The sequence below is a fragment of the Mesorhizobium sp. WSM4841 genome, assembly GCF_055811515.1.
The window spans coordinates 24,208-48,844 of sequence record NZ_JBVVQC010000029.1; the positions used below are offsets into that span (position 1 = coordinate 24,208).

The window sequence follows — 24,637 nt, forward strand, 5'->3', positions numbered from 1 at the left end:
CCGGTTATCATGGACCAATTCATACAGCCGGCAAGATGATCTCGAAGCGCGTGCCGCGCTCGGAGTCGACCAGGCGGATCGTGCCATCATCCGCTTTCAGGAGGGCCAGCACGATGCCGAGGCCCATGCCGCCGGAATCGCGGCGTGTGGTGAAGAATGGCTCGAAAATGCGCGCCCGGTTGCTGGGCGAAATGCCGGCGCCGTCGTCGCTCACCAGGATCGTCGCCTTGCCGTCCGCGCTCGCCGCCGTGATCGAAACCAGCGTCGCGCCATGCCTCGCCGAATTGTCGATGAGATTGGCGAACAGGCTCGCCGCGTTCTCGGCCGACATGCGCAGGCCGGTCTCGCCGCCCGCCTCGACACGAAGCGCCAACCAGTCCTCGCTCGGCAACAGCGCCAGGGCCGCACTGAGCGATGTGCTTTTCGCCGCTGGGCGCGAGATTTTCGGCGCGCGCCAGGTCGAGCAGGCGGCGCACCAGGAGATTGAGCCGCCCTGCGTCGGTGACGATATTGTCCGAAAAGTGCCGCCGCTCGGCCTCATCCATTGCTCTGCGTGGATGCCAGCGGAAATCGACCTGCCGATCCATGAACAGTGCCCCTTGCGCAAACTCTTCGTGTATCTGACATGCAAGGCTCAAATTGGATGGGCCAGCACCGGTACCAATGCAAAAGAGCTCCACTTATCTTGCTCCTCTGGGAGTGTTTTCCAACTCAGCGGATGTTCGCAGCGACCCGCATTGGGATTGCGAATGTCACAGGCATCCTCGAGCCGCGGTCGCGACTGCGAGGAAGGCAAAAGCCTATCCTCGTTGGGCTCAAGGTCAGCGACATCGACGGCGAGCGCCAAACCCCCGCCTAAGGGCGAGAAGGACGCGTGTGATACTGTCGCGCAGCTTTTCCGGATGTTACGGCGGCTTCTAGCGGCTGCCTCCACCACAGGATTTGGCTTTTTCACGGCTTCGACGGGCGCGGCTCGTTCTTCAAGGGGCTAGCATGGATGACATCTCACAAATGCGTTCGAAAACTCCCATGCATGAAGCGTGCCGGAAAGGAAGTCTGCCCAAGCAATGAGTTCTCGAATTCCAGATCGTCCGGAACCCGACATTGTCGGATAACCGACGATGCGGGCAGATGGATGCTCGCGGCAGTGACCCTTCCACACCGCAGGCCGGGCAGGGTCAGGTCAGGCATCCACGGGCTGGCCCTTCGCGGCGGCATGGTACCCTGGGGCATCAGAACTGGGAGGACTCCGCTGTACCTTCCGCCTTGCGCATGACTGGAGAGATTTCCGGCGGGCGTCGCCTCCCGAGCAATGCTTGTCAATCTTCGTTACTCTTCGTAGAATCGATTGTTTCGATTGAGCGCGTCTAAGGTATGAATGCAGGCGTCACAGTAGAGCTTCGAACAGCATCGGTGCGGGTCCGGAACCGTCATCGAGCCAAAAACAGCGGCAATGTCGGCTTTTCAAAGATCCATCTGGTCACACCGCCAAAGAGCCGCTCACGCAGCCGGCGGCTGCCATAGGCGCCCATGACTATCATGTCGGCAGAAATGTCGATTGCGTGCTGCGCAAGCACCGTAGCCGCCGGTTTGCCGGCACTTGGCAGTAGGTCAACCGCCACCCGAGCACCGTGCCGGGTGAGATAGGCAGCGATGTCGGCTCCAGGCTCCGCGCCGTTCCCGTTGTAGTTCGTCTTCGGATCGACCAGGGCAACACGAACTTCCTCAGCAACGCATAGGAGACCCAGCGCTTCACGAACCGCACGGGACGCTTCGACTCGCGAATCCCAACCGACCAGGACGCGCCTTGGCCATAGGGTCGCCTCAGCGCCCTCCGGTACAACGAGCACCGGTCTTCCCGTATCGAACAAGCTGCCGTTGACAACAGGAGGTCCGAGATTCTCGTCGTTGAGGAGCCCCGGTCCGATGATCGTGAGGTCGGCGCAGAGCGCCCGCTGTCGTGCCACTTCACCGAGGCTGGCCGGATCGTAATAGTCGGTGTCAAGGTCATAGGCGAGCGACATAGATTCCAGCAGTTTCTGGATATCTCTGGAGCGTTTTTCCAGTCTGACCACGTCCTGTGTAAATCGATCGATTTGCCGAAACCGATCGTTCAATCTGGCAATTGCCTGTCCACGTCCTACCGGCCACTCGGGGACACCATCTCCGATCCGCCGATGCGACATAAGGAGCGTCGCAGGGGGTATAATCAGTACGGAAAGGTGCGCGCCGATTTCCGCACACAAGCCGGCAGCAGTTCTGACGTCCTGATCGGAATGGTCAGCGCCGGTCAAACAGAGTACGGTTCTAAAACCCATTTTCCTGCTTCTTCCTGAGTATTCGTTGAGGGCGTTTCAGGCCGCAAGACCGGCTCACAGCGCGAGGAAAAGGGAAGTGGCACCACACCCGGCACTTGATTCAGCCGTCCGGCTTCTCGAGCGAGTAGCCGGCCGACCTGACGGTACGGATGACGATACCGGTCGAGGCCGTCTCCAGCGCCTTTCTGAGCCGACTGATATGGACATCGACTGTGCGTACACCGACATGGATATTGGCCGGCCAGGCCGCGCCGATCAGCTCGTCCCGGCTGAAGACCTTGCCGGGAGCCTCGAGCAAATGCCGCAGCACGTTGAACTCGATCGGTCCGAGATGGATGTCATGGCCATTGCCGCAAACCCGGTGGGCATCGAGCTTCATCTCAAGGCTGCCACAGGAAAGCCAGCTGCCGTTTTCAATCCCGTTTGAACCCCGCTTCGGCAGCGCCAGCCTCGTCCGCAGACAATCGAGCAGCTTGGCCGGCGCCATCGGCCGCACAAAGCTCTCGTCAATGCCGGCCTTCAAAAGATCGAGGTGCTGGTTCTCGGCGCCGGGCGCGATCAGGGCAATGATGGGCACGCCGCCGGTCCGGGGCTCCCGCTTGAGCCGGGCGCAGATTGCGGACCCGGTTATGCTGGTTGGCCCGCAGTCCAGCACCACCGCCTGGAAGTCGCGATCGTCGGACATGGCAAGCGCTTCCTTGGCGCCGCCTGCCGGCTCACTGGCGAAGCCGTCCACCTCAAGGATGTGGCTGAGGAACAGATAGAACTCCGCGTCTTGCGAACAGATCAGAACGAGTGGCTTCATCAGCGCTACCCCGGGAACCAGATCGGCCTCGACCGCGTCGGACGCGTGGGCTGGCCATCGCGGCTCCTCAAGGCCTGACATGATCCTCTTGCTCGAAAATCGGTTTCATGCCCGTGCCACCTCGGGATAGGCGTCGATGGCTGCGATGGCATCGTCGACCAGTTTCGTACCGGCCGCGGCGAGTTTCGAGAACGTCTCGAAGCCGAACCGATGGACGTCGCGCAGGGTCTTGGACAGAACGACCAGCCGCCCGGCGGTGAAAAGCACGCGCCCGAAGCCCTCATGGCTCATTTCGATCATCGGCGATGCCATCAGGCCGGAGCGCTCCTCGATGGCAAGGGCGACGGCAGTGTAAAACTTGTCGAGCCTCCACAGCACGTCCGGATCGGGATCGCCGATTATTGGAATCGTACGGCGCTGTTCCTTGCTGACGATGAAGTCGGCCAGCAACTCGTCGTCCGCTTTGCCGTCCCATGACCCGTGGGAATCTTGAGCACGGATCAGCCGCACGAGGCATTTGACGAACGGGCTGGCAAGGGCCGCCTCGTCATCGTTGACAGCAGGGCTAATCGCGACTTCAAACATTTTGCTCTTTCCTCGTTTCAGTCCTCGTCCTCGAAGGAGGGTTTCTTTTTGGCGACACCAGCTTCGGCCAGCACCTTGCGCAGCCAGGGCGGAGGACATGTCCTCAGCATCGTCTGCGTGCGCAACAGCACCTCTTGGATGGTTTGTGACTGCGGCACCTTGATTGGATGGATTTTTGCCGAGATAACCTTGGCTGCCGAAGGCCCGCCGATGGCCAGACAAAACAGCAGATGGCAGCCCTTCAGCGCCTCCACCTTCGGCGTGATGCGGTCATCGCCTTCGGTCCGATGCTTCCCGCTCTCATCGGAAACCTCATCGAAGGCCACGGCTTCCACGAGATGCCACTCCTCGCGCGTCACGTCGTAGACAGCAAAGCGCTTGGCCGACCCGAAATGGGCATTGAGATCCTTCATGTCTTGCGTGGCGATGGCTACGCGCAATGCGCCCGCCCGTCGTTCCGGCATCGGTGCGTGAACCTCGTCAGTGACGAGTGAGAGGCGACGAACGGAGCTCATCTGGCATTTCTCGATTGCGAAATGGATCAAGCGCCTCAGGCGTCGGCGCGTGCTGATTGGCCTGGAAGATGTTGGCAACCTCGAAGATCAGGTCGCGGGTCCCCTGATAGAGGATTGTGAGCTTGTGCTGGCTACCGAGCCGGTCGAAGATCGGGAAGCCGACGCGCATGAGCGGAATGCCAAGGCGTTGCGAAGCCTGGCGACCGTGGGAATGAGTAACGAGAAGATCCGCGCCCACTGCAAGAGCTTCCAAATCGCCGAGATCGCCGATCTGAACCCACTCCGCCGGTACTTTTTCCAGAATCTTCGACATATCGGTCGTGGTGACCGCCGCCGCGATTTCGGAGCCCATGCCGGTGAAGAAGGTTGCGAGTTGATAGAGTTGGTCTGGTTCAGCAGCGATCGCAATTTTCTTGCCTCCGAAATGGAAATGTCCGTCGAGCAACGCATCCTGCAATTGCGCCCGGCGACGGCGCACCCGGGCCGGCACCGCCTCGCCCGAAACCGCCGACAGCAGCGAGACGAACCGGTCGACAGCCTTCAATCCGGTCAGCGACTGGAACACCACGAACGGCACGCCGGTCAACCCGTGCAGCACTTTCGCCGGGTGGCGCATGTGATCGCCGATGCCGATGCATTGCGCGGCCGTGCCAAGCTCGCGGATTTCCTCGACGCTGGTGCCGCCATAGGTAGTCGTTACCCAGCGGTCAGGAACCGTACCGTCGAGCGAGCCGGAGACGTCCGGCAGAATAACCGGCTTGAGCCCAAAACTTTCAACCATGTCACGCAAATGCTCGACGTCAGCGACAGTGAGGTTGCATCCGGGCAGGATCGCGATCTTCTTCGGCTGCCGCGTCCGTGCGCCCGACCGTGTAATCCCTTCGATCATCGCCGCGACAGCCTTGGCCCAGCCTTCTTCGATCGCGCCGTCAAAATCAGGCGTGTTGGCCAGCACGACCTCCGTACCCGCGAGCTCTTCCATGTGCTTCAGCTTGACGTTGGCGATATCACTCGCGCAATCTTCGCCACGGGTCTCCACCAGCGCGGTCGTGCACACCCCTATCAGCTTTGGCTTTGTGCGGGTTTTGAGGTTGAGGATCGCCTCTTCCAGATGGTCCGCTCCGCCGAGTATGGTTGCCACCTCGTCCATCGCCGTTGTCTGCAAAGGGATCGCTTCCTTGAAATGCCGCACGAAGAGCACGAGCGCGAAGCTGGTGCAGCCTTGGCTGCCGTGGAACAGGGGCATCGCACCGTCGACCCCAAGAAAAGCGAAGGCGGCACCCAGCGGCTGCGAGGACTTCAGCGGGTTGACCGCCGCTGATTTGGTATTGCGAAGGATACGGACCATCGGATTTCCTCAACGGTCGCCGAAGCGGTGAGCCGTCGTGCCGGCGAATTCATTGAAAGCGTTCACAGTCGCGGTCCCGTTCTTCGTGCTCGCCAGATCGTCCTCCACAGCAGGCTGGCAATCCCACGGCGCCGGCTCCCGCACCTGGCCCCAGATCGGGTTATGAATGGCGAGGTCGATCTGACGTACGAGTTCCACCATGCCGTCATAACCGGCGTAAGGGTGTTGGCGCTCCTGGTTGATGTCGAGCCAGGGCGTCTTGGCCTTGAGCGCGACGAATTGCGTGCGCCCGCCCGACAGCATGATGTCGGCCTTGTGTTGTGAGAGCATGGCGTAAAGGTCGCGCGCTGCCATCTGCTCGAACATGTGGTTTTCGTCCTTGAGGATCCGTTTGATCCGCTCCTTGTCTTCGACTGTGGATTTCTTGACCGAGGTGGCGACGATCTCCATGCCGATCTCCATCAGCGCGTGGACGACTGACCAGGACTTCACACCGCCCGTGTTGAGCAGCACGCGCTTGCCTTGAAGCCGCCGGCGGTAGGCCTCGAGCTTCTTCCACGCAATCGCCTCCTGCTCAGCAATCAGCGTCTCTGTGCGATCGAGGATCTCCGCATCGGCGCCCTTCCTCACCAGCAGCTCAGCAATGTTGCGAAGTGCTTCCGAGGTATCGGTTATGCCGTAGAAGGAGCCCTCGAAGAACGGGATGTCCCAGCGCTCCTCCATCTTGCGGGCCAGATTGATGAGTGCGCTCGAGCACACCATCATAGCCGCCCGGGCGCGGTGCGCGGATGCAACGTCGATGTAACGCGCATCGCCCGGAATGCAGGCGCGCACCCGGATGCCGAGCCGATCAAGCAGCGGCTTCACCAGCCAGAATTCGCCGGAGAGGTTGAATTCGCCAAGGATGTTGATGTCGTAGGGCCCGGCGTCGTCGGGTTCCACCGTGCCGATGACATGATCGAGCAACGCTTCGGCGGCGAGTTTGTTGCCGAGGTTCTTGGAGCCGGCCAAGCCCGGCGCATTGATCGGCACCACGGCCAGACCGAATTTTTCGGCCGCGCGTTTGCACACGGCCTCGATGTCGTCGCCGATCAGCGCCGTCACGCAGGTCGAATAGACGAAGACTGCCGGCGGCGCATATGTTTCCTTGATCTCGCGGATCGCCTTGAACAGCTTCCGCTCGCCCTGCCCCATCACGACGTCGAGTTCGGTGAGGTCGGTTGTGAAGCTTGTCCGCCACAGGGTTGGCCCCGACGAAGCTGCGCCTCTGTTGTCCCAGGAATTGCCCTCGCAGGCGAGCGGCGCATGGACCAGGTGCGCAACGTCGGTGATCGGCTGCAGGACGATCTTGGCGCCGTCAAAGGCGCAGCCGCCGGCTGCCGCCCCGGGGGTCAGCGGCTTCGAGCAGCCCTCCTTGCGCGCCTTGGCATCCTTGCCGCGGTTGTTATCGCAGGCGGGCTCGTCGAAAACGTCCTGGATCTTGGCACTGAGCGAGGTCATTGCGTCAGTCTCCGAAGTCGATGGGGCGATGGGCGGCCTCGGCGAAAAGCCGGCACCGGCTCTTAGCGGGTGAGGTCATAGGAATAGTCCGTCACGCCCGTCTCGCTCGTCTCGCGATCGAGCTTGTCGAATATCTTGTCGAGGATCGTCGTCAGCACGCGTAAACCGCCCTGGTAGCCCATGAGCGCAAAGCGATGGTGATGGTGCCGGTCGAAGATTGGAAACATCAGCCGGATCAGCGGCGTGCCGGTGTCGCGCTCCAGATACTTGCCATAGGAATTGCCGATCAGCAGGTCCACCGGCTCTGTAAAGAGCAGCGAGCGCATTGCCCAGAGATCCTTGCCCGCCCAGACCTGGGCATCCTGGCCGAAGGACGAGGATGCAAGCAATTCCTTCATCTCGGCCTCCCAGGCCGATGTGCCGTTGGTCGCGAGGCAATGTGTCGGCTCGCCGCCGGTCTCCATGACGAAGCGGGCCATGGCGTAGACGAAGTCCGGATCTCCATAGATTGCGTACTTCTTGCCGTGCAGCCATGACTGGCTGTCCGCCATGGCGTCAACCAGTCGACCGCGCTCCATCCGGATTGTCTCGGGGATCTCCTTGCCGGAAATCGCCGAGACCTTCATCAGGAATTCGTCCGTCGCCTGGACACCTAGCGGATAGTGGAAGGATGCCGTCGCCTGCCCGACCTCGTCGCAATAGTCCAGCGTCTTGCGGGTGTTGTAAAGCTGCAGCGACAGTGTCGCCTCCGCGTTGAGTGCCCCTTTCACGTCTTCGATCTTCGTGCCACCGTCATACATGCGGTATTCGCCGTCCGACGGCGTGTCGAACTGGTCTGAGGCGTCCTGAATGAAGGTATAGGTGACACCCATCAGGTCGAGGAGGCGCTTGAGTTCCCGGTTGTTTCCGACGCAGAATCCATCGAAGCCTGGAATGATGTTGATGGTTCCAGCGGCTTGCGAGCGCTCGCTGCCCTTCCAGAAATGCTCCAGCACGCCCTTCACCATGCCGTCATAGCCATCGACATGGCTGCCGACGAAGGCAGGCGTATGCGCGAAAGGCACGTCGAAGTCGCTCGGGACCGAGCCTTCGTTCTTGGCGTTCTCGATGAAGCTCCGCAGGTCGTCGCCAATGACTTCAGCCATGCAGGTGGTCGAGACGGCGATCATCTTGGGGTCGTAGAGCTTGTAGGTATTGGCGAGCCCGTCGACCATGTTCTTCAGGCCGCCAAACACTGCCGCGTCCTCGGTCATCGAGGAGGAAACCGCTGACGAAGGCTCCTTGAAATGTCGCGACAGATGCGAGCGGTAGTAGGCAACGCAGCCCTGGCTACCGTGGACGAAAGACATGGTCCGCTCGAAGCCCGCGGCCGCGAAAACCGCACCGAGTGGCTGGCAGGCCTTGGCGGGGTTTATGACAAGCGCCTCGCGAGCGAGGTTCTTTTCGCGGTATTCCCAAGTTTTGGTAAATTCGCGTTGGTCGGTGACGATCTGATCAGGGTGCGGACATTCGAAATTCAGTTTCTTCTCGGCAAGCATTTGTCGGTATTCCGGCTCGCGGAACAGGGGAGCATGGTCGAGAACTTTTTCGGCCGATTGCGGCATGGTGGTCACCTTTTCCATCTGGCCGCGCCAAGCGGCAGCACAGGGACGTCAAGACGTTAAAGGGCCTCCCGCGGATCGAGTGCCCCAAGCATTTGTCGGCCTCCCTGCCAGGCAGGGAGGCCAGTCCTCATTCGGCGGCGACCGCCGTCAGCGGCGTGTCCTTCATCTTCTTCCACGGCGCGCGGTATAGACCCCAGACCGGGTTGTTGATGGCCAGATCCATGTCGCGGGCGAAAATGGCGAAGCCGTCATAGCCGTGATACGGGCCGGAATAGTCCCAGGAGTGCATCTGGCGGAACGGGATGCCCATCTTCTGCACCGGGTACTTCTCCTTGATACCGGAGCCAACGAGATCAGGGCGGATGCCTTCGATGAACTTCTCCAGCTCATAACCGGTGACGTCGTCATAGACGAGCGTGCCATTCTTCACGTAATGGCCGGTGCGCTGATAGTCGTCGTTGTGGGCGAACTCGTAGCCGGTGCCAACGATCACCATACCGAGGTCCTCGTAGGCAGTGATGACGTGACGGGGGCGCAGGCCGCCGACATAGAGCATCACCGTCCTGCCTTCGAGGCGCGGTTGGTACTTGGCGATGACGGCATCGACCAAGGGCCGGTATTTGGCGATGACCTTTTCGGTCTTCTCCTCGATTTCCGGGCCGAAATGCTTGGCGATGTTGCGCAGGGAGGCCTCGATCTGGGAGGGGCCGAAGAAATTGTATTCCATCCAGGCGATGCCGTACTTTTCCTCCATGTGCCGGCAGATGTAGTTCATCGACCGGTAGCAGTGGATCAGGTTGAGCTTGGCCTTGGGCGCGCGCTCTATCTCGGCGAGCGTGGCGTCGCCCGACCAGTTGCCGACCACCCGAAGCCCAATCTCCTCGAGCAGGATTCGCGAGGCCCAGGCATCGCCGCCAATGTTGTAGTCGCCGATGACGTTGACGTCGTATGGACCGGACTCGAACTCGACATCGTCCTTGTCGAAGACCCAATCGCGGATCGAATCATTGGCAATATGGTGGCCGAGCGATTGTGAAACGCCGCGGAAACCTTCGCAGCGCACCGGTACAATCGTCTTTTCGTGCTCCTTGGCCTTCTTGCGCGACACTGCCTCGATATCGTCCCCGATCAGGCCGATCGGGCATTCGGACTGCACCGAGATGCCCCCACTGAGCGGAAACAGGTCCTCGATCTCGTCGATGATCTTTTCCAGCTTCTTGTCGCCGCCGAAAACGATGTCCTTCTCCTGGAAGTCGGAGGTGAACTGCATTGTCACGAACGTGTCGATGCCCGTCGTGCCGACGTAATAGTTGCGGCGTTGCGACCAGGAATATTGCCCACAGCCGACCGGCCCGTGCGAGATGTGGACCATATCCTTGACCGGACCCCACACCACGCCCTTGGAGCCGGCATAGGCGCAGCCGCGGATTGTCATCACGCCCGGAATGGATTTGATGTTCGATTTGACGTCGCATTCGGAAAGGCCCTTGTCCTCCGCTCCGGCCTCGTCCTTGCTCGTTGCGACACTGAGGTGCTTCTTGCGACGCTTCGCCGCCTTGTCTGGATATTGGGACAGCACGTCTTCGATAAGCTTCGCATGCAAAGCGCCGTCATTCTCATAGTCGAGGCCCATGGGACCTGCCCCTTTCAAGGTTCGGGTAACGCCTCGCCAACGAGGCCTTGTTTCGTAGAAAGGGGCGCCAGGTCACGGTCGGCGCCCCCTGTCGGTAGCGGCGGTTACTGAGCGACGGCCAATTTTGCTTCCTTGGCCTGAAGCTCGGCAAGCATTTGCTCGTCCGTCTTCATGATGCCGAAGTCGAGCAGCATGTCCTCGAGCTCCTCCATGGTGATTGGGGTCGGGATGGTGCCCTGGCCCGAATTGCCATGGATCTTCTCGGCCAACGCGCGGTACTCCCCTGCCTGTTTGGAGTCCGGCGCATACTGGATTACCGTCATCTTCCTCAGTTCGGCGTGCTGGACGATGTTGTCGCGCGGCACGAAGTGGATGAGCTTGGAATTGAGCCTGGCGGCCAGCGCCTCGGAGAGGTCGAGCTCGCGGTCGGTCTGGCGCTCGTTGCAGATCAGCCCGCCGAGCCGCACGCCGCCCGAATGGGCGTATTTCAGGATACCCTTGGCGATGTTGTTGGCGGCATAGAGCGCCATCATCTCGCCGGACATGACGATGTAGATTTCCTGGGCCTTGTTTTCGCGGATCGGCATCGCGAAGCCGCCGCACACCACGTCTCCCAGCACGTCGTAGGAGACATAGTCGACATTGTCATAGGCGCCGTTCTCCTCGAGGAAGTTGATAGAGGTGATGACGCCGCGGCCGGCGCAGCCGACACCCGGCTCGGGGCCGCCGGACTCCACGCACTTGATGTCTTTGTAGCCGATCTTGAGCACGTCCTGGAGTTCAAGGTCTTCCACAGAACCTTCCTGGGCGGCGAGATGCAGAACGGTATCCTGCGCCTTTGCGTTGAGGATCAGGCGGGTGGAGTCGGCTTTGGGATCGCAGCCGACGATCAGGATTTTCTGTCCGAGGTCGACCAGGGCGGCTAGCGTATTTTGAGAGGTGGTGGACTTGCCGATGCCTCCCTTTCCGTAGAATGCGATCTGACGCAGGCCTGACATGTTGCTTTCCTTCCTTCTTTCCATCCATAGCGGCTACCCGCGACTTGAATGCCGGTCGGCAGATCCCGCCGCCTCGCACCAATCGTTTCAAAACTCGTGCCAATTTGGCTGGTTGGGTCGAAGAAGAAATTTTATGATTGCTTTTCAGCTGTTTAACATTTGGCAAAAATATTAAATTGGCTAAATAAACTTTTGTCGCGGGCCCGACAAAGGCGACAGGAGATGTCGGATAGCGTTGAGTGAGACGTCGGCCGCGGAGCCCGGAAAGAAGCTAGCAGGCTGTTGAAGAAGTCAGGCGCGCTCGCAGACGAAGCCTGAATCGTCGGCATTGTGGATGTAGAAGTGGCCGACGAGGCGACCCGCGGTGCCGATCATCGCCCATCCGCGACCGCAGGCGGGATCGCTTTCGTCGTGACCCTCCCACGAGAATTCCGCGCAGGCCGAGCCGTCTCGCGCGCCGTAGCGGACATCAAGGAAACCTTTGAGGGCGCCGAAGCCGATCTCGCCGTCCGCCGCGCCTTTGAACGTCAGATGCGCCTCTTCGACGAGATCGAGGAAATCGTTGTCCCAGACATCCATTTCGACGATGCGCCAGCGACCGGCAAAGGCCTTGGCGATGGCTGGAACCTTGGCCATGTCAGCTGGTCCCAGCGACGAGCTTCGGCAGCCGCACCAGATTGTAGGCGGCGGCAGCGAAGGTGAAGCCCCATCCGACGCGGTCCCGGCCGCGGAACTTGGTTTGGCGCTGACCGGCAACCGTCTTGATCCAGCCGAACGCCTCTTCGATGCGCTTGCGAATACGCTGGCTGACAGCATAGCCGCTATGCCGGGTGGTGCGCCCGTCGATGGCGGAACTGCGACCGCTCGTGTTCTGCGCTACATGCGGCGTCACCCTCATCGAACGCAACTCATTGATGAAGTCCTCCGCGTCATAGGCCTTGTCGGCGCCAAGCGTGATCGCCCGCGGCCGGTCGGCGCGCGGCTCGATCATGTGCAAGGCCGCCACTCGCTCGGCATGACCGTCGGCCAGCGTCAGGCAGGCACCGACCAGCAGGCCGTGGCGATTCTCCATCAACCCATGCCCGATGAAGCACAGCTTCGTCTCCTTGCCTTTACCCTTGCGATAGAGCCTGGCATCAGGATCGGTGGTCGAGGCATGCGTATCGTTCGACCGCTTCTGGCCATGGAAGTCCGCTTCGGCGTTGCGCCCGCCGCCTTGAGTCGGCGGCTCGCCCGAGCCGTCTTTCGGCTTGACGCTCTTCATCGACGCCCAGGCCTCGATCAGCGTCCCGTCGACCGAGAAGTGATCCGTCGACAGAAGCCTCTTGACCTTGGGCTGCGCCAGCACTGCGCTCAGGAACTTTGCGGCGATGTCGCCCTCCAGCAACCGCTCGCGGTTCTTGGAGAACACAGAATGATCCCAGGCCGCATCGTCAACGCCAATCCCGACGAACCAGCGGAACAGAAGGTCGTATTCCAGCCGCTCCATCAACAGCCGCTCCGAGCGGATCGAATAGAACGCCTGCAACAGCATCGCCCTGAGCAGCTTCTCCGGCGGGATCGATGGCCGTCCGATCGGCGAATACAGCGCCGCGAAGTCCCGCTCCAGCTCAGACTCCTGACAGTTCCGAACATCCTTCCTCGCCTCAGCCAGAAGCCAAAAAGGTCAGTAATCTCGCACGCGTAGCGGCCATGCTCATATCGACCTGCGCCGCCCCCTTCACCGCGCCTAATCAAGAGGTCGCTGCGAATGGACCCACGGCTTCATCGCCGACTTCATCAGCACTATCGGTCACTTCCGGTTGTTCGATGCCGGCTACCAAGCATCAGATTTTGACAACTAGCAGGCTGTTGAAAAAGGCACTCGCCACCGGACCGCAGCGGTGATTCACTGTTTCCGAAGGGATTCGGAGGTGACGAGTGCGCGGCGGCGACGATCGAACTGGCGAACTGTTCAGCTATGTTGACCTTGAGGCGCGGGTGCGGCGCGATCATCCGTTGCGGGCGATCCGGTTAATCGTGAGCGAGGCTCTGTCGGATCGCCGTATTGTTGATGGCAGCCCTCCTGCAACCTAACTTGTTGTCAAAAATTTATGGTTATGAGACAACGGTGTGATTGAGGGAGACCGTCGCATGGAACAGCGAATCGCTGAAGCAAGAGATGCATTGCTGCGGCATATCCGCAAAGAAAACCGAGCCGTAGATCCCGAGCGGCTCGTGGAGTTCCTGACGGCGGACGGGTATTCACGCCGTGAGATCCAAGCTGCGTTGCATCTAGCCATGAGCCGCAATCAGATCCGCATCGACAGAGAGATGCGTTTCTTTAGGCCGGGCAAAACTTTGCAGGCTGCCTAAATCGCGAATGGTATCGCGTGTATGGACGGATGCGGCTCGGAGGAAGCGCCTCCACAGCACACCTGAAAAAGACCAGCGGAAACCTTTTGAGGTCGACCGCGATAGGATTCAGTATTCTTCCGCGTTGCATCGTCTCGCCGGCGTCACCCAGATCGTTAGAGTAGGCGAAGCCGATGTATTCCATACCCGGCAGCAACACACGTATAAGGTGGCCCAAGTTGGGCGAAGGCTCGCTCAGAATTGCATCGATGCCGATCCTAAGCTCGCGAAGAAACTCGGGGTTGACGTTGAGGTAGTGGAGGCGGCTTGCCTCGCCCACGACCTGGGTCATCCCCCGTTCGGGCATGCTGGAGAAAGCAAACTCAACGAGTTGTTGGAAGGGAGAGAAGACCCTGACGGATTCGAGGGCAATGCTCAAACTTTCCGAATTCTGACCAAGTTGGGCGTTCGATATCCGGACTGTCTCGGACTGGATTTGACCCGAGCTACGCTTGCGGCTTGCTTAAAGTACCCTTGGACGCGAGATCCAACAAAGCCAGAAAGGAGCAGTAAGTGGGGAGCCTACAAGGTCGATCACGCCGACTTTGATTTTGCCAGGAGGTTCCAGGATCACGCGTTCCAAACTACAGAAGCCGCGCTGATGGACTGGGCAGATGACATTGCCTATTCAGTTCACGATTTGGAGGACTTCCATAGAGTCGGCGCTATTCCCTGGAATCATATTCTCAACGAAGGCTCGCAGGAAATCATCCGCAAGACCCATGAGGTCTGGTTCGGCGCCCCGAGCGATGCACACGCTCACCTGAATGCCGCATTTGAGCGCTTGGCTTCGGTGCTCAATTCCGCGTTTAGCGTGCTTTTGAATACCTCCTACGAAGGCTCCCGAGAACAGCGGGTGGCGCTTCGGAGCCTGACTTCGTTCCTGATCGGGCGGTTCTTGACGGCCGCGAAGCTAACCGAGGAAGGAAACGGATTGCACATACCATTGGATACTCTGGCGGAGGTCAAACTCCTCAAACAGATTGCCAAGCAATATATTATTTCCAATCCTTCCTTAATCGCCCAGCAGCTAGGTCAAAAGAGAGTAATTTCTGAGCTTTTTGAAATATTGTTGGATAACTCTGAAAAAGGACCCCCAAAGTTCCTGCCCGTTAGATTGAGGTACATCTGGGACGTTTGCGAAGGCAAAAGGGCAAGATTCTCAGCCGACTGCATCGCGAGCCTAACTGAGCACGAAGTGGTAGCATTGCATGCGAGATTGTGTGGCCTTTCAGGGGGTTCCGTCTTGGACCCAATCGTGAGGTAGGTTCGGTGCCCGTTACGTGCGAGAGCGCAGCCGTCGACAAGTATGGAGATCAGCTTCCTTTGCATTGGGAAACCGTTATTTGAGGGTCGGGTCGAGCTTATCGCGCAACCAATCGCCGAGGACGCTGACGGCAACGGCCGTCATGACAATGACGAGGCTTGGAGCGAGCAGCATCCAGGAGGCGCGGGTGATATACTCGCGGCCGGCCGCGACCATGACACCCAGACTGGTCATCGGCGGCTGGACGCCGAGGCCGAGGAAGGACAGTCCGCTTTCCACCAAGACGATTTCCGGAAAGGTCACCGTCGCCGCCACGAGAAGCGTCGCCGCACTGTTGGGAAGGATATGCCGCAGATAGACACGCAGCGGATGGGCGCCGAGCTGGCGCGTTGCGCTTGCATAGCCCTGTGCGCTGGCGGTGATCGCCAGTCCTCGCGCCAGCCGCGCATTCCGCTCCCAACCATAAAGTCCCATCAGGGCGACGAACAGCGTCAGCGAATTGCCGAAACAGGCGAGCATTGCCAGCGCCACGATGAGAAATGGTAGCGAAGCCTGTACGTCGATCATTAGCAGCAGGGCATGCTCGACGAGTCCGCGGAAATAGGCGGCGATGAAGCCGATCCCGGTACCGACCAACACGCTGATCGCAGTGGCGCCGAAGGCGACCAGCAAGCTGGTGCGGATCGAGTAGAAAAGACGCGAGGCCACGTCACGCCCCAGATCGTCGGTTCCCAGGACATGTAGCATCGTTCCGCCAAAGCCGACGGGCGGCGCCAGGCGCTGGCGCAGATCGATGGAAGTGATCTCATAAGGAGCGATCAGCGGCGCGGCGAGCGCAGAGAAAAGCATGAGGAGAACCCAGCCCACCGCAAGGAGTGTCGGCAGGTCCACCGTGCGAGTCGTCGGACGGTTGGTTTCTACGGTTGCCGTTTTCATTGCGATCCTGAGTTTGTTTCACGCAGGCGCGGATCGAACACGCCATAAAGCAGGTCCATCAGCAGGTTGGCCGACGTCATAGTCAGCGCCACGAGAAGGAGGATGACCTGCACCACGGCGAGATCACGGTTCGCAACCGAAACCACCAGCAATTGGCCGATGCCGGGCCAGCCGAAGACGCTTTCCACCAGTACGGCGCCCGCGACCTGGCCGCCGAGCATCAGGCCGAACAGCGTCAGCACAGGAATGATCGCATTCGGAAAGGCATGGTGGCGAACCACCTGCCGCCACGTCACGCCCTTGGCGCTGGCCGCCACGATGTAGAGCTGCGACAAAACTTCGATCATGGCGCTACGCGTGAAGCGCGCGATAATGGCCGCCCCGCCCAAACCAAGCGTGAGCACCGGCAGCACGAAGCTTTCCGGCCGGTCCGCGCCGCCGGACGGGAACAGGCCGAGCGTCACGGAAAAGATCAGGATCAGCAATAGCCCGAGCACGAAGCTTGGCACGGTGAAGCCGAACACGGTCAGCATCATCACCGATCGGTCGACCCAGGTGTCGCGATGCATGGCGGCGTAGGCGCCGACCGGAATGCCGATCAGCATCGTGAGCGCCAGTGCGGGCAGCATCAGCGCCAATGTCAGGGGCACGCGCTCGAACACAAGCTGCAGGGCCGGTTTTCCAGCCAGCATGGAATTCCCGAAATCGCAGTGAAGTGCCGCCAGGACATAGCGGACATATTGCACATATAGAGGCTGATCGAGCCCCCAATGCCGGCGAAACGCCTCAAGATCCGGGGCGCGGGCGCTGGGACCGAGTATCTGCAGCGCCGGGTCTCCAGAGGCCCGCAGCACCACGAATGTAAAGGTCACCACGATCAGGATCGACAGGCCGGCACGCAGGATCTTGGGGCCGGCGAAACGAAACACCGCACTCATCAATGCCTCACCAAATGGCAGGCGACCTGCCGTTCCGGTCCTAGCGGCAGGAGTTCGGGCAGGCTCTGGCGGCAGACATCGCGCGCAAGTGGACAGCGTGGATGAAACGGGCATCCGCTCGGCCGATCGGTAGGGCTCGGCGGTTCGCCTGGCAACGCCACATAATGATCGAATCCGCCCGGAAGCCTCGGCATGGCCGAGACGAGCGCCTGCGTATAGGGATGGGCGGGTTGATCGATAATGGCGTCGGCGCGCCCTTGCTCGACGACGCGGCCAAGATACATGACGACGATCCGGTCGCTGACATGGCGAACGACCCGCAAGTCATGGCTGATGAACAAGAGGCCGAGCCCGAGCTCCTGCTGAACATCCATGAGCAGATTGACGATTTGCGCCTGGACGGACACGTCGAGCGCCGAGACCGGCTCATCGCAAACCAGAAGTGAGGGTTTTGGCGCGAGCGCCCGCGCAAGCACCACGCGTTGGCGCTGGCCGCCGGAAAGCTGATGCGGATAGAGCATGCCATGGTCTTCGCCGAGGCCGACACCGTGGAGAAGCTCGGCCACGCGTTGCTTGCGGCTTGCCGGATCGCCAATTCCGTGAATCGCCAGCGGCTCGGCGATGAGAGCGCTGACAGTCATTCGGCGATCAAGCGCTGCCAAGGTGTCCTGAAAGACCAGCTGCATTTGGCGCCGCTGCGTGCGCCACTTTTTGCTGTCGATGCGCGGCAGCGGCAAACCCTGAAACAGCACACCTCCGCTGTCCGGCGGCTCCAGACCGAGCGCAATACGGCCGGTGGTGGACTTGCCGCATCCGGATTCGCCGACAATGCCGGTCGTCCGGCCCATCTCGACATCCAGCGACACGCCATCGACTGCAACAAGATATTTCCGCGGTCCGTAGAGTGGCGAGCCGAGCGGAAAGCGACGGGTGATGTTGTTGAGACGCAGCAGGGTCATTGATACGTGCCGGCTTCCAAACGACGGCAACGCACCGAGTGCCGCTCGGCAACCTGCCGCGGTTCCGGTCGGCTCGTGCCACATGCCGTGATCGCGTGCCGGCAGCGTGGCGCATAGGCGCATCCCGGCGGCAGATTGCGTTGTGGCGGCGCGCCGGCAATGGCGGTCAACCGCATGCGCGGACCGTGCGAGGGCGGAATGGCACCGATCAGGTCGCGTGTATAGGGGTGTTCCGGCGCAGTCAGAAGCGTGTGTTTCGGCGCCGTTTCGACGATCTTGCCCGCATACATGACGCATGCCCGGTCACAGACGGCCGTCACCGCGGCGAGATCATGGCTGATCATGACCAGCGCCATGCCAGTGTCACGTTGAATATCTTTCAGCAGCAGCAGGATTTGCGCCTGCACGGTGGCGTCGAGCGCGGTCGTTGGCTCGTCGGCGATCAGCAGTTCGGGCCGGCCGGCGAGTGCGATGGCAATCATCACCCGCTGGTTCTGGCCGCCCGACAGTTCGTGGGGGTAGGTGTTAAGCCTGCTTGCCGCAGTGGCTATGCCGACCTGGTCGAGCAGGCGGCAGGCCTCGGCACGGGCGGCGGCACCGCCGAGGCCACGGTGCAGGCGAAGCGCTTCGGTGATCTGCGCGCCGATGCGATGCACCGGGTTCAGCGCGCTGGCCGGATCCTGGAAGATCATGGCAATGCGTCCGCCGCGCACCCGATCCAAAACGGATTGTCGTGCGCCCACAAGATTGAGATCACCAATCCTGGCCTCGCCCCCGATCTCGGCGGATTTCGGCAGCAGGCCAAGAACCGCCCGCCAGGTCACGGACTTGCCGCAGCCGGATTCGCCGACGATACCCAGGGCCTCGCCTTTGTTCACAGCGAGATCGACACCGTGCAGCACAGGCACATCGCCGAACGCTACCCTCAAGCCAGCAATGCTGATGGCAGGTTTGGTGGCGGAAGCTCCGATGTCATGAGCCGGCAACAGCGCGGCGCCCGCGCTGTTGTGGAAAGACTTATGCAGCATGGAACTCAGGCCACCGGCTCAGGCTGCATCTTCGGGCCGAGATACATTTGCGGCAACGGGTTGGGCTGCCAGCTGACATCCGCCTTCTGCCCATAGATGAAGGGCATGGAGTGCAGCGGCGTGATGCAAGGGTCCTCGATCTCGACAATGTCCTGCATCCGTTTGAAGGCCGCCTGGCGCTTGGCGAGATTGGTCGTCGTTTCAAGCTCGTGACCGAGCGCGTTGAACTCGGCATTGGTCCAGCCACCTGTCGACTGGAGGTCATTGGTCGGACCGATAATCTGCCACAGCATGGAAACGGGATCGGCGTAGAAGGCGCCGCCGGACGTATCATTGATGCCGCCAATGTCGCCGACCTGCGTCCAGTTTTCACACATGATCAGCTTGACGTTGATTCCGGCAGCCTTCCACATCTCGACAAGCGCCTGGTTCTCGGCGAGCTGCATCGGATAATAGGTGCCGACGGAAGGGTATGGGATTTCCTCACCTCTGTAGGATGACTTGGCGAGCAGTTCCTTGACCTGCGCCGGATCATAGGACACCCCCTTGCGGTTGGGGTCGTTGATCTCGCCGAAGATCGGTAGCTGCCAGCTGGTCAGCGCTTTCGCCCGGCCGTCCCAGAGGCCGTCCGCCAGCGCACCGCGATCGACAGCGAGAGCGAGCGCGCGACGCAGATCGACATCTTTCAGGATGGGAGTCCTGAGCGGAGCAAATGTGAGAAAGCGGAACCACATGGCTTCGCCACCAACAATCGAGAGGCCGTTGACACCCTCAATTTCGGCAATGTGGTCCGGAGTGATGTCTGTGACGATATCGTAATCGCCCGACTTCAGTCCGGCGATGCGCGCGGCGATTTCCGGCAGCCGCTTGAAGCGGATCGAGGCAAATGGCGGCTGGCCTCCCCAATATTCGTCGTGCGCCACCAGTGTGATCTCGTCCCCATTGCGGACCTCGCCGATCTTGTAAGGGCCGGTGCCGATCGGCTTCGCCGCCCAGGCGTCATAGCTGCTGGCGCCAGCCCGTGCTCTGGCGCTGATGATCTGCGTGCCCCACGCGCCGAGCCGCCGGGCAAAGACCGGATCCTCTGTCCTGGTGATCAAACGGACAGTGCGATCATTGATCTTCTGCACATCGGCAAGCGAGGAGAGGAAGTTGGCAAACACGGCCGCGCCCGGCGCATTTTCGCCGCGCAGTCGATCCGGCCCGAGCGAGAAGACAACGTCATCCGCCGTCATTGTGGACCCGTCATGAAACTTCACATTGTCGCGCAACGTGATCTCATGGATCGTGGCGTCGATTTGCTTCAATGATGTCGCGAGCGCGAAATTCAGGCGAAAATTGTCGTTGTAGTCGGTCCGTAAAAGCTGATCGAAAATGCTGTATTGCACCCGCCAAGATACGTTGGCGATCGAGGAGCCGTCCACCGGTTCCAGAATTGTGCGCAGGTCCTGAACGGCGATATTGAGTTTCGGCCGCCGGCCGGGTGCCGCCATGATCGTGTTCGGCAATGCTATCGCGCCGGCCGCCATGGCGGTCATGCCGAGAAATCTGCGACGTGTCGTTTGCATATCAAAATCCCCTCTCTTCAGTCGGGATGACAATCGGAGCGAATGAAATCCGCTCCCGAGACGGGCAGAGACATAGCGCGGTTATGTGACGGTTTTTTGCAGGTTTGAGACGGATTGTGTTGGTTCTTGAAATCAAACGGAAAAAAATGTTTCACGGTTGGGGCAGCCCTGCTGGCTGAAAGCAGATGATCAAGTAGAGACCAGTGGGGGGTTGTGACGGTTTTGCGGGTATAGAACTTCAACACCGGCGGCTTCGATCTTGTCCAGCATGTCCGAAGCGGGCCTCCGGTCGGTGATAATCGCGGTAATCGCCGAATGGGGCAGGATGCGGTAGCGCGCCGACAAGCCGAATTTGCTGTGATCGGCGAGAATGACAATTTTCCGCGCTTGCTCGCAGAGCGTCGCAGCAAGCTCTTGTCCGACCTGTTCATGGTCGAAGACGCCATTCGGATGCACCGCGTTGACGCCGATAAATGCGATGTCGATCTGCTGTTCGCGGAGTGTACGCAAAGCGGTGAATCCGGTTACGGTCCGGAAATCGACATTGAAATCGCCCCCCAGCATGACGACGCGATGCCGATAGCCTTCGGCCGCGGCGATGGCAGTATCGACCATGTTGGTGACGACGCGCATTTCGGGGAGGGCCGATATACGGCTGGCCAATGACAGAATGGTGCTGCCGCCCCCGAAAAAGAGATTCTGACCGGGCTTCAGAAGACCCAGGGCGATCTCAGCGATGGTGCTTTTTTCCGCGCGCTCGGAAACAGCTCGCGATGAGATCGCCAGCAGCTTTGGCTGTTGCGTTGCGACCGCGCCACCATGGACACGTGCGACCAAGCCATCCTGCTCGAGCCGTTTGATATCCCGCCGCGCAGTTTCTTCTGAAATATTGAACCGCTGCATCAAATCTCGGATGCGCACTTCGCCATTCGCCTGGATGATTTCAACGAGCCTTTTATGACGATTGTAGCTAAGCGACATGCTTCTCTCTCGCGGCATTCGATAAAAGGACTATTCAGTTCGCTGCGCAAATGTCACGTCAGGGCGTCGTCTCAGAGGCAGTTGAGCGGCTTAAGGTGCGCCGCAGAGCTTTTGCCAGCCTTTCGTTTTCCGTCCGACTTCGAACCGTCAGCCGCAGATATCGATCTGCGTCGTTCATGGCTTGATAGCCGCATTCTCTTACGAGGACGGATTCGAACAGAACGAGGCGGCGCTTGAGCTCGGCTGCGGATATCGAATTTTCAGGCAGCCGGCACAAGATGAAATTCGTTTGCGAAGGTACGACGTCGAGGCCCGGTACCGTCCGCAGCTCCTCGATGAACAGCTCTCTATCTTCTCGCAACATCTCTAGACTGTGTTCCAATTCCTCTGCAAATTCGGGAAGCAGGAACAGTGTGTATTCCGCAATGCCGTTAATGTTCCACAGCGGCAGTTTCCGGCGCACGGCGGCAACGAGGGTGGGATCGCCAGCCATGAGGTAGGCGAGCCGGATTCCGCCAAGTCCGAAGACCTTTCCAAGGCTCTTCACCACGATCAAATTGGCACAGGACGGCACCAGATTCTCAACGCTGTTTGGTCGGCCATCAGCGGGAAAATCAATGAACGATTCATCCACGATCAGCCGTCGCCCTCGAGATCCTAGGGCCTCCGCCAGCCATGCCACGTCAGCATGATCAACAAGTCGACCGGTCGGATTGTTTGGATTTACAACGATTGCCGTATCCGCGCCTGTCGCCAGTACGAATTCCAGGAAAGCTCGAACGTCGAGATCGAAATAGGGCGGGGTGAGGACGAAGTTGTTCTTTTGTTCGTCATCGAGAGGTGTTTGAAAGCCGGCGAACGTCGGCACGGGAATCGCGATTGTTGGGTTCAGCGTTGAATAGAGCGCCTGGATGAGGTCGGTCACCCCGTTTCCGACTGCAATAAAGTCCGGCTGCTGCGAGGTCATCGTGCCAACAACTGAAGCGATATCGATCTGCTGAGAAGGATAACATGTCAACACGTCTTCGAGCCTTGTCGCCAGCCGATCATAAAAAGTCTTCGGGGGGAAACGGGTATTGCAAAGAAGCATGTGCTCGGCGATTGGCTTGCGCCAATAACCTCCGACGCTCATTTCCAGACGCCGCAGCACGTTCTCCTTGTCACACCGAAATTCCGCGATGGATGCGTCGACACCGTCGCAAATATCGAGCAGCTCCGAGCGAGCATTCAGCTCATCTGCAGGGAGCGCCATCTCCAGCCGGGACAGACCCATGGCTAACGTGCTCAAGGTCTGACGTGGGACGTCAGACGCCGCGCCGTGGCTTTCAGGTAAAAGATTGCGTAGAACATCCGCGGTCAATCGATAAATCCCGGTTGGCGCGTCGGGCCGCCAAGCGGAGCCGCGCAAACCTTTGTTGGTATCGATACCGTCAAGAACCTCACTGTCGAAAAGCGGCGTTCCCCATATCAGGAGAGTATCGCCATCATGTTGGCGCAACTTTTCAATGAGATCGCCGTCATGCGCGTCGCGCCACGAAAGCGTATTTGTGCTGTCCTGCAGGCGGAACCCATCGAATGTGCCGCTGCTCAAGTTTTCAACCAGAGTGACATCTTCAATGCCGTTTTCGACACAGGCGTTGACGAGACGGTCCAAGAGCGGCTGACCGTTGATCGGAACCAACGGTGCATCGTAGCTGCCACTCCACAGATGTATTTTTGGCCCTCCGAAATCGAGGATAAAAATAGCACGGGTCGTATCGGCCATCTCGGACTCCTTTTTTGCAAGGAAGCAAAAAGCGCGCGTACAAGCGCCCATTCCCAAAATCAAAACGATCCACGGGCGCTGGAAGTATCCCGTGATGCGTTCATATCAGCGTCATCCGAAGCCTATAGGGGGCTTTGGTTTCGATCGGTCTCTTCTAGGTGCAGTATGACCCACACCAGTCCATCCCGGCCTACCGCTCGTTTTCAGACGCCTGCCTCGATAAAGCCGCGCTCTCCTACGAAAGCGATTCTGATCCTCATGGACGGCGTAAGCGCCGACTATTTCGAAAAGCACAAACATCGGTTGCCGACGCTTCTTCGTTTGGCAGGAGACGGTCTGTCCATCAGTCGCCTGCGTTCAGCGGTGCCGGGAACGTCGATGCCGGGGCGCGCAAGCATGCTAACCGGCGCGGCGCCTCAAGCGAACGGGATCTACGGAAACCACATTGTGCGAGATGGCTCGTTTGTCTGCGCCGACGCGTATGATCTGCGGGTTCCGACCATTGCAAAGCTTGCGAAAAATAGCGGGCTTGACGTCGCGTCCATCGGCGCTGGGTTGGTCGACCCAGCCGATTGCGATGTCTTCGTGCCGGCCTGGTGGGAACGAGGGTTTCTCCAGGGAAGCCGGTCATTTAAGAGCCTGCCCGAAAACCGCATCGCCCGCTCGCGGATGATCAAAGATCCAAATGGGCGGTTGCGAGCCGCCGGCGTGCTCGATCTCTTCGGCTTCCCGTCCAGTAGCGACACCGTTGCGAGCACTCCTCTCGTTGCGGGCCTGGCCGCGGATCATCTCATGATCGGGGCTGCAGGAGCGCTGGCTTGCTCGGAGAACCCGCCTGATCTCATTTTGACCGAGATCGACATGACGGATTCGATCCAGCATCAGTTCGGATATGAAAGCGAGGCGGCACATTGGGCTATCGCCGCTGCCGACATGATGATTGGCGCTCTCATCGAAGGACTGAGGCGAGTCGGGCGGAAAGACGATTACGCGATCGTCGTCGCAAGTGACCATGGACACAGCGCCGTCCACACAACCATTTATCCGGATGCGATCATCCCTGATTTGCTTTGGGAAAGTGAAGGAGCGACGCTCCATGTCCTGGTTGACGGAGCTCATGACCGCAGAATCGCAGACGGACTGTTGGCGCGCTTCCAAGTGGAGCCGTGGTCGAGCGACCATGTTCCGGTAAATGAACGCGATTGCATAGCGACCTATGTTGCACCGCCTGGACACTCCTTCGAGGAGACCGTTGGAGATACGCAAGAAGCCGGCGCGACGGGCAGACCTCGATACTTGTCCACCCACGGTTTCCGACCGGGCAGCGCGGAGGACGATCGGATATGCCTGTTGAGCATTCCAGGAATGCAACCTTGCAATATTGCTAGGGGCTCCGCTGAAGAGTTCACGCCAACCATTGCTCAGATCTTGGGATTGTCCGACGCTCCGTTTTCGGCAAAAGGGCTTCTGTAAAATGCCCGCAAGCGCCCGCCTG

20 protein-coding genes and 4 pseudogenes are annotated in these 24,637 nt (G+C 60.0%); 4 read left to right on the plus strand and 20 right to left on the minus strand.

Annotated features, from left to right (window positions below):
• Window positions 1–19 precede the first annotated feature (19 nt).
• From AC0L14_RS26545 to AC0L14_RS26605, 13 genes and pseudogenes are all read right to left on the minus strand, one after another.
• Window positions 20–548: pseudogene (locus tag AC0L14_RS26545) on the minus strand (ATP-binding protein); the annotation flags it as partial.
• Between the two features lie 42 nt (window positions 549–590).
• Window positions 591–680: pseudogene (locus AC0L14_RS26550) on the minus strand (hypothetical protein); the annotation flags it as partial.
• A 750-nt stretch (window positions 681–1,430) separates the two neighbouring features.
• Window positions 1,431–2,318, minus strand: coding sequence for a universal stress protein (locus AC0L14_RS26555; protein ID WP_473751260.1), 888 nt, complete (start codon window positions 2,316–2,318; stop codon window positions 1,431–1,433).
• A gap of 100 nt (window positions 2,319–2,418) precedes the next feature.
• Window positions 2,419–3,204, minus strand: a complete 786-nt coding sequence (locus tag AC0L14_RS26560; RefSeq protein WP_473751261.1) for a response regulator transcription factor — start codon at window positions 3,202–3,204, stop codon at window positions 2,419–2,421.
• A gap of 24 nt (window positions 3,205–3,228) precedes the next feature.
• Window positions 3,229–3,708, minus strand: a complete 480-nt coding sequence (locus AC0L14_RS26565) for a NifX-associated nitrogen fixation protein (protein WP_473751262.1) — start codon at window positions 3,706–3,708, stop codon at window positions 3,229–3,231.
• Window positions 3,709–3,725: 17 nt separating this feature from the next.
• A complete protein-coding gene (gene nifX, locus AC0L14_RS26570; protein ID WP_473751263.1) occupies window positions 3,726–4,223 on the minus strand; it encodes a nitrogen fixation protein NifX in 498 nt (165 codons plus the stop codon).
• A complete protein-coding gene (nifN, locus tag AC0L14_RS26575; protein WP_473751264.1) occupies window positions 4,189–5,571 on the minus strand; it encodes a nitrogenase iron-molybdenum cofactor biosynthesis protein NifN in 1,383 nt (460 codons plus the stop codon). Before nifN ends, nifX begins: the two co-directional genes overlap by 35 nt.
• A gap of 9 nt (window positions 5,572–5,580) precedes the next feature.
• The gene (nifE, locus tag AC0L14_RS26580; protein WP_473751265.1) at window positions 5,581–7,071 is read right to left on the minus strand and encodes a nitrogenase iron-molybdenum cofactor biosynthesis protein NifE; all 1,491 of its coding nucleotides are present in this window, start codon (window positions 7,069–7,071) and stop codon (window positions 5,581–5,583) included.
• 62 nt (window positions 7,072–7,133) lie between these two features.
• Complete coding sequence (nifK, locus tag AC0L14_RS26585) at window positions 7,134–8,675, minus strand: nitrogenase molybdenum-iron protein subunit beta (RefSeq protein WP_473751305.1); 1,542 nt, start codon at window positions 8,673–8,675, stop codon at window positions 7,134–7,136.
• 127 nt (window positions 8,676–8,802) lie between these two features.
• Window positions 8,803–10,308 (minus strand): nitrogenase molybdenum-iron protein alpha chain, encoded by a 1,506-nt coding sequence (gene nifD / locus AC0L14_RS26590; RefSeq protein WP_473751266.1) that lies wholly within the window; start codon window positions 10,306–10,308, stop codon window positions 8,803–8,805.
• A 104-nt stretch (window positions 10,309–10,412) separates the two neighbouring features.
• On the minus strand, window positions 10,413–11,306 hold the full coding sequence (nifH, locus tag AC0L14_RS26595) for a nitrogenase iron protein (RefSeq protein ID WP_010913608.1): 894 nt from the start codon (window positions 11,304–11,306) through the stop codon (window positions 10,413–10,415).
• Between the two features lie 291 nt (window positions 11,307–11,597).
• Window positions 11,598–11,942 (minus strand): hypothetical protein, encoded by a 345-nt coding sequence (locus AC0L14_RS26600; RefSeq protein WP_473751267.1) that lies wholly within the window; start codon window positions 11,940–11,942, stop codon window positions 11,598–11,600.
• A gap of 1 nt (window position 11,943) precedes the next feature.
• A pseudogene (locus AC0L14_RS26605) lies at window positions 11,944–12,915 on the minus strand (IS5 family transposase); the annotation flags it as partial.
• A 311-nt stretch (window positions 12,916–13,226) separates the two neighbouring features.
• On the opposite strand from AC0L14_RS26605, the pseudogene AC0L14_RS26610 reads away from it, so the two are divergent.
• The 3 genes and pseudogenes from AC0L14_RS26610 to dgt all read left to right on the plus strand — a co-directional run.
• A pseudogene (locus AC0L14_RS26610) lies at window positions 13,227–13,340 on the plus strand (IS5/IS1182 family transposase); the annotation flags it as partial.
• Between the two features lie 99 nt (window positions 13,341–13,439).
• The gene (locus AC0L14_RS26615) at window positions 13,440–13,661 is read left to right on the plus strand and encodes a hypothetical protein (RefSeq protein WP_473751268.1); all 222 of its coding nucleotides are present in this window, start codon (window positions 13,440–13,442) and stop codon (window positions 13,659–13,661) included.
• Between the two features lie 7 nt (window positions 13,662–13,668).
• Window positions 13,669–14,967, plus strand: coding sequence for a dGTP triphosphohydrolase (gene dgt / locus AC0L14_RS26620; RefSeq protein ID WP_473751269.1), 1,299 nt, complete (start codon window positions 13,669–13,671; stop codon window positions 14,965–14,967).
• A 75-nt stretch (window positions 14,968–15,042) separates the two neighbouring features.
• On the opposite strand, the gene AC0L14_RS26625 is transcribed toward dgt, so the two are convergent.
• The 7 genes from AC0L14_RS26625 to AC0L14_RS26655 all read right to left on the minus strand — a co-directional run bounded on the left by AC0L14_RS26625 (window position 15,043) and on the right by AC0L14_RS26655 (window position 23,142).
• On the minus strand, window positions 15,043–15,903 hold the full coding sequence (locus AC0L14_RS26625) for an ABC transporter permease (RefSeq protein WP_473751270.1): 861 nt from the start codon (window positions 15,901–15,903) through the stop codon (window positions 15,043–15,045).
• Entirely contained in the window at window positions 15,900–16,841 is a 942-nt protein-coding gene (locus tag AC0L14_RS26630) for an ABC transporter permease (RefSeq protein WP_473751271.1), read from the minus strand. Before AC0L14_RS26630 ends, AC0L14_RS26625 begins: the two co-directional genes overlap by 4 nt.
• Window positions 16,841–17,800 (minus strand): ABC transporter ATP-binding protein, encoded by a 960-nt coding sequence (locus AC0L14_RS26635; RefSeq protein WP_473751272.1) that lies wholly within the window; start codon window positions 17,798–17,800, stop codon window positions 16,841–16,843. Before AC0L14_RS26635 ends, AC0L14_RS26630 begins: the two co-directional genes overlap by 1 nt.
• Window positions 17,797–18,828, minus strand: coding sequence for an ABC transporter ATP-binding protein (locus AC0L14_RS26640; RefSeq protein WP_473751273.1), 1,032 nt, complete (start codon window positions 18,826–18,828; stop codon window positions 17,797–17,799). The genes AC0L14_RS26635 and AC0L14_RS26640 overlap by 4 nt, the downstream gene beginning before the upstream one ends.
• 5 nt (window positions 18,829–18,833) lie before the next feature.
• Window positions 18,834–20,396, minus strand: a complete 1,563-nt coding sequence (locus AC0L14_RS26645; RefSeq protein ID WP_473751274.1) for an ABC transporter substrate-binding protein — start codon at window positions 20,394–20,396, stop codon at window positions 18,834–18,836.
• A gap of 189 nt (window positions 20,397–20,585) precedes the next feature.
• Window positions 20,586–21,377, minus strand: a complete 792-nt coding sequence (locus AC0L14_RS26650) for a DeoR/GlpR family DNA-binding transcription regulator (RefSeq protein WP_473751275.1) — start codon at window positions 21,375–21,377, stop codon at window positions 20,586–20,588.
• A 58-nt stretch (window positions 21,378–21,435) separates the two neighbouring features.
• The gene (locus AC0L14_RS26655; RefSeq protein WP_473751276.1) at window positions 21,436–23,142 is read right to left on the minus strand and encodes an aminotransferase class I/II-fold pyridoxal phosphate-dependent enzyme; all 1,707 of its coding nucleotides are present in this window, start codon (window positions 23,140–23,142) and stop codon (window positions 21,436–21,438) included.
• Between the two features lie 258 nt (window positions 23,143–23,400).
• Between AC0L14_RS26655 and AC0L14_RS26660 the strand changes: the two genes are divergently transcribed.
• The gene (locus AC0L14_RS26660) at window positions 23,401–24,615 is read left to right on the plus strand and encodes an alkaline phosphatase family protein (protein ID WP_473751277.1); all 1,215 of its coding nucleotides are present in this window, start codon (window positions 23,401–23,403) and stop codon (window positions 24,613–24,615) included.
• The last annotated feature ends 22 nt before the right edge of the window (window positions 24,616–24,637 follow it).

What these genes read in the sequence shown, in the direction of transcription:
- dgt (WP_473751269.1), top strand. Translation starts at nt 13,669, where the DNA reads ATGGTATCGCGTGTATGGACGGATGCGGCTCGGAGGAAGCGCCTCCAC.
- AC0L14_RS26560 (WP_473751261.1), bottom strand. Translation starts at nt 3,204, where the DNA reads ATGTCAGGCCTTGAGGAGCCGCGATGGCCAGCCCACGCGTCCGACGCG.
- AC0L14_RS26615 (WP_473751268.1), top strand. Translation starts at nt 13,440, where the DNA reads ATGGAACAGCGAATCGCTGAAGCAAGAGATGCATTGCTGCGGCATATC.
- AC0L14_RS26555 (WP_473751260.1), bottom strand. Translation starts at nt 2,318, where the DNA reads ATGGGTTTTAGAACCGTACTCTGTTTGACCGGCGCTGACCATTCCGAT.
- nifX (WP_473751263.1), bottom strand. Translation starts at nt 4,223, where the DNA reads ATGAGCTCCGTTCGTCGCCTCTCACTCGTCACTGACGAGGTTCACGCA.
- nifE (WP_473751265.1), bottom strand. Translation starts at nt 7,071, where the DNA reads ATGACCTCGCTCAGTGCCAAGATCCAGGACGTTTTCGACGAGCCCGCC.
- AC0L14_RS26635 (WP_473751272.1), bottom strand. Translation starts at nt 17,800, where the DNA reads ATGACCCTGCTGCGTCTCAACAACATCACCCGTCGCTTTCCGCTCGGC.
- AC0L14_RS26655 (WP_473751276.1), bottom strand. Translation starts at nt 23,142, where the DNA reads ATGGCCGATACGACCCGTGCTATTTTTATCCTCGATTTCGGAGGGCCA.
- AC0L14_RS26625 (WP_473751270.1), bottom strand. Translation starts at nt 15,903, where the DNA reads ATGAAAACGGCAACCGTAGAAACCAACCGTCCGACGACTCGCACGGTG.
- AC0L14_RS26650 (WP_473751275.1), bottom strand. Translation starts at nt 21,377, where the DNA reads ATGTCGCTTAGCTACAATCGTCATAAAAGGCTCGTTGAAATCATCCAG.
- nifH (WP_010913608.1), bottom strand. Translation starts at nt 11,306, where the DNA reads ATGTCAGGCCTGCGTCAGATCGCATTCTACGGAAAGGGAGGCATCGGC.
- AC0L14_RS26565 (WP_473751262.1), bottom strand. Translation starts at nt 3,708, where the DNA reads ATGTTTGAAGTCGCGATTAGCCCTGCTGTCAACGATGACGAGGCGGCC.
- nifD (WP_473751266.1), bottom strand. Translation starts at nt 10,308, where the DNA reads ATGGGCCTCGACTATGAGAATGACGGCGCTTTGCATGCGAAGCTTATC.
- nifK (WP_473751305.1), bottom strand. Translation starts at nt 8,675, where the DNA reads ATGCCGCAATCGGCCGAAAAAGTTCTCGACCATGCTCCCCTGTTCCGC.
- AC0L14_RS26640 (WP_473751273.1), bottom strand. Translation starts at nt 18,828, where the DNA reads ATGCTGCATAAGTCTTTCCACAACAGCGCGGGCGCCGCGCTGTTGCCG.
- AC0L14_RS26645 (WP_473751274.1), bottom strand. Translation starts at nt 20,396, where the DNA reads ATGCAAACGACACGTCGCAGATTTCTCGGCATGACCGCCATGGCGGCC.
- AC0L14_RS26600 (WP_473751267.1), bottom strand. Translation starts at nt 11,942, where the DNA reads ATGGCCAAGGTTCCAGCCATCGCCAAGGCCTTTGCCGGTCGCTGGCGC.
- nifN (WP_473751264.1), bottom strand. Translation starts at nt 5,571, where the DNA reads ATGGTCCGTATCCTTCGCAATACCAAATCAGCGGCGGTCAACCCGCTG.
- AC0L14_RS26660 (WP_473751277.1), top strand. Translation starts at nt 23,401, where the DNA reads ATGGACGGCGTAAGCGCCGACTATTTCGAAAAGCACAAACATCGGTTG.
- AC0L14_RS26630 (WP_473751271.1), bottom strand. Translation starts at nt 16,841, where the DNA reads ATGAGTGCGGTGTTTCGTTTCGCCGGCCCCAAGATCCTGCGTGCCGGC.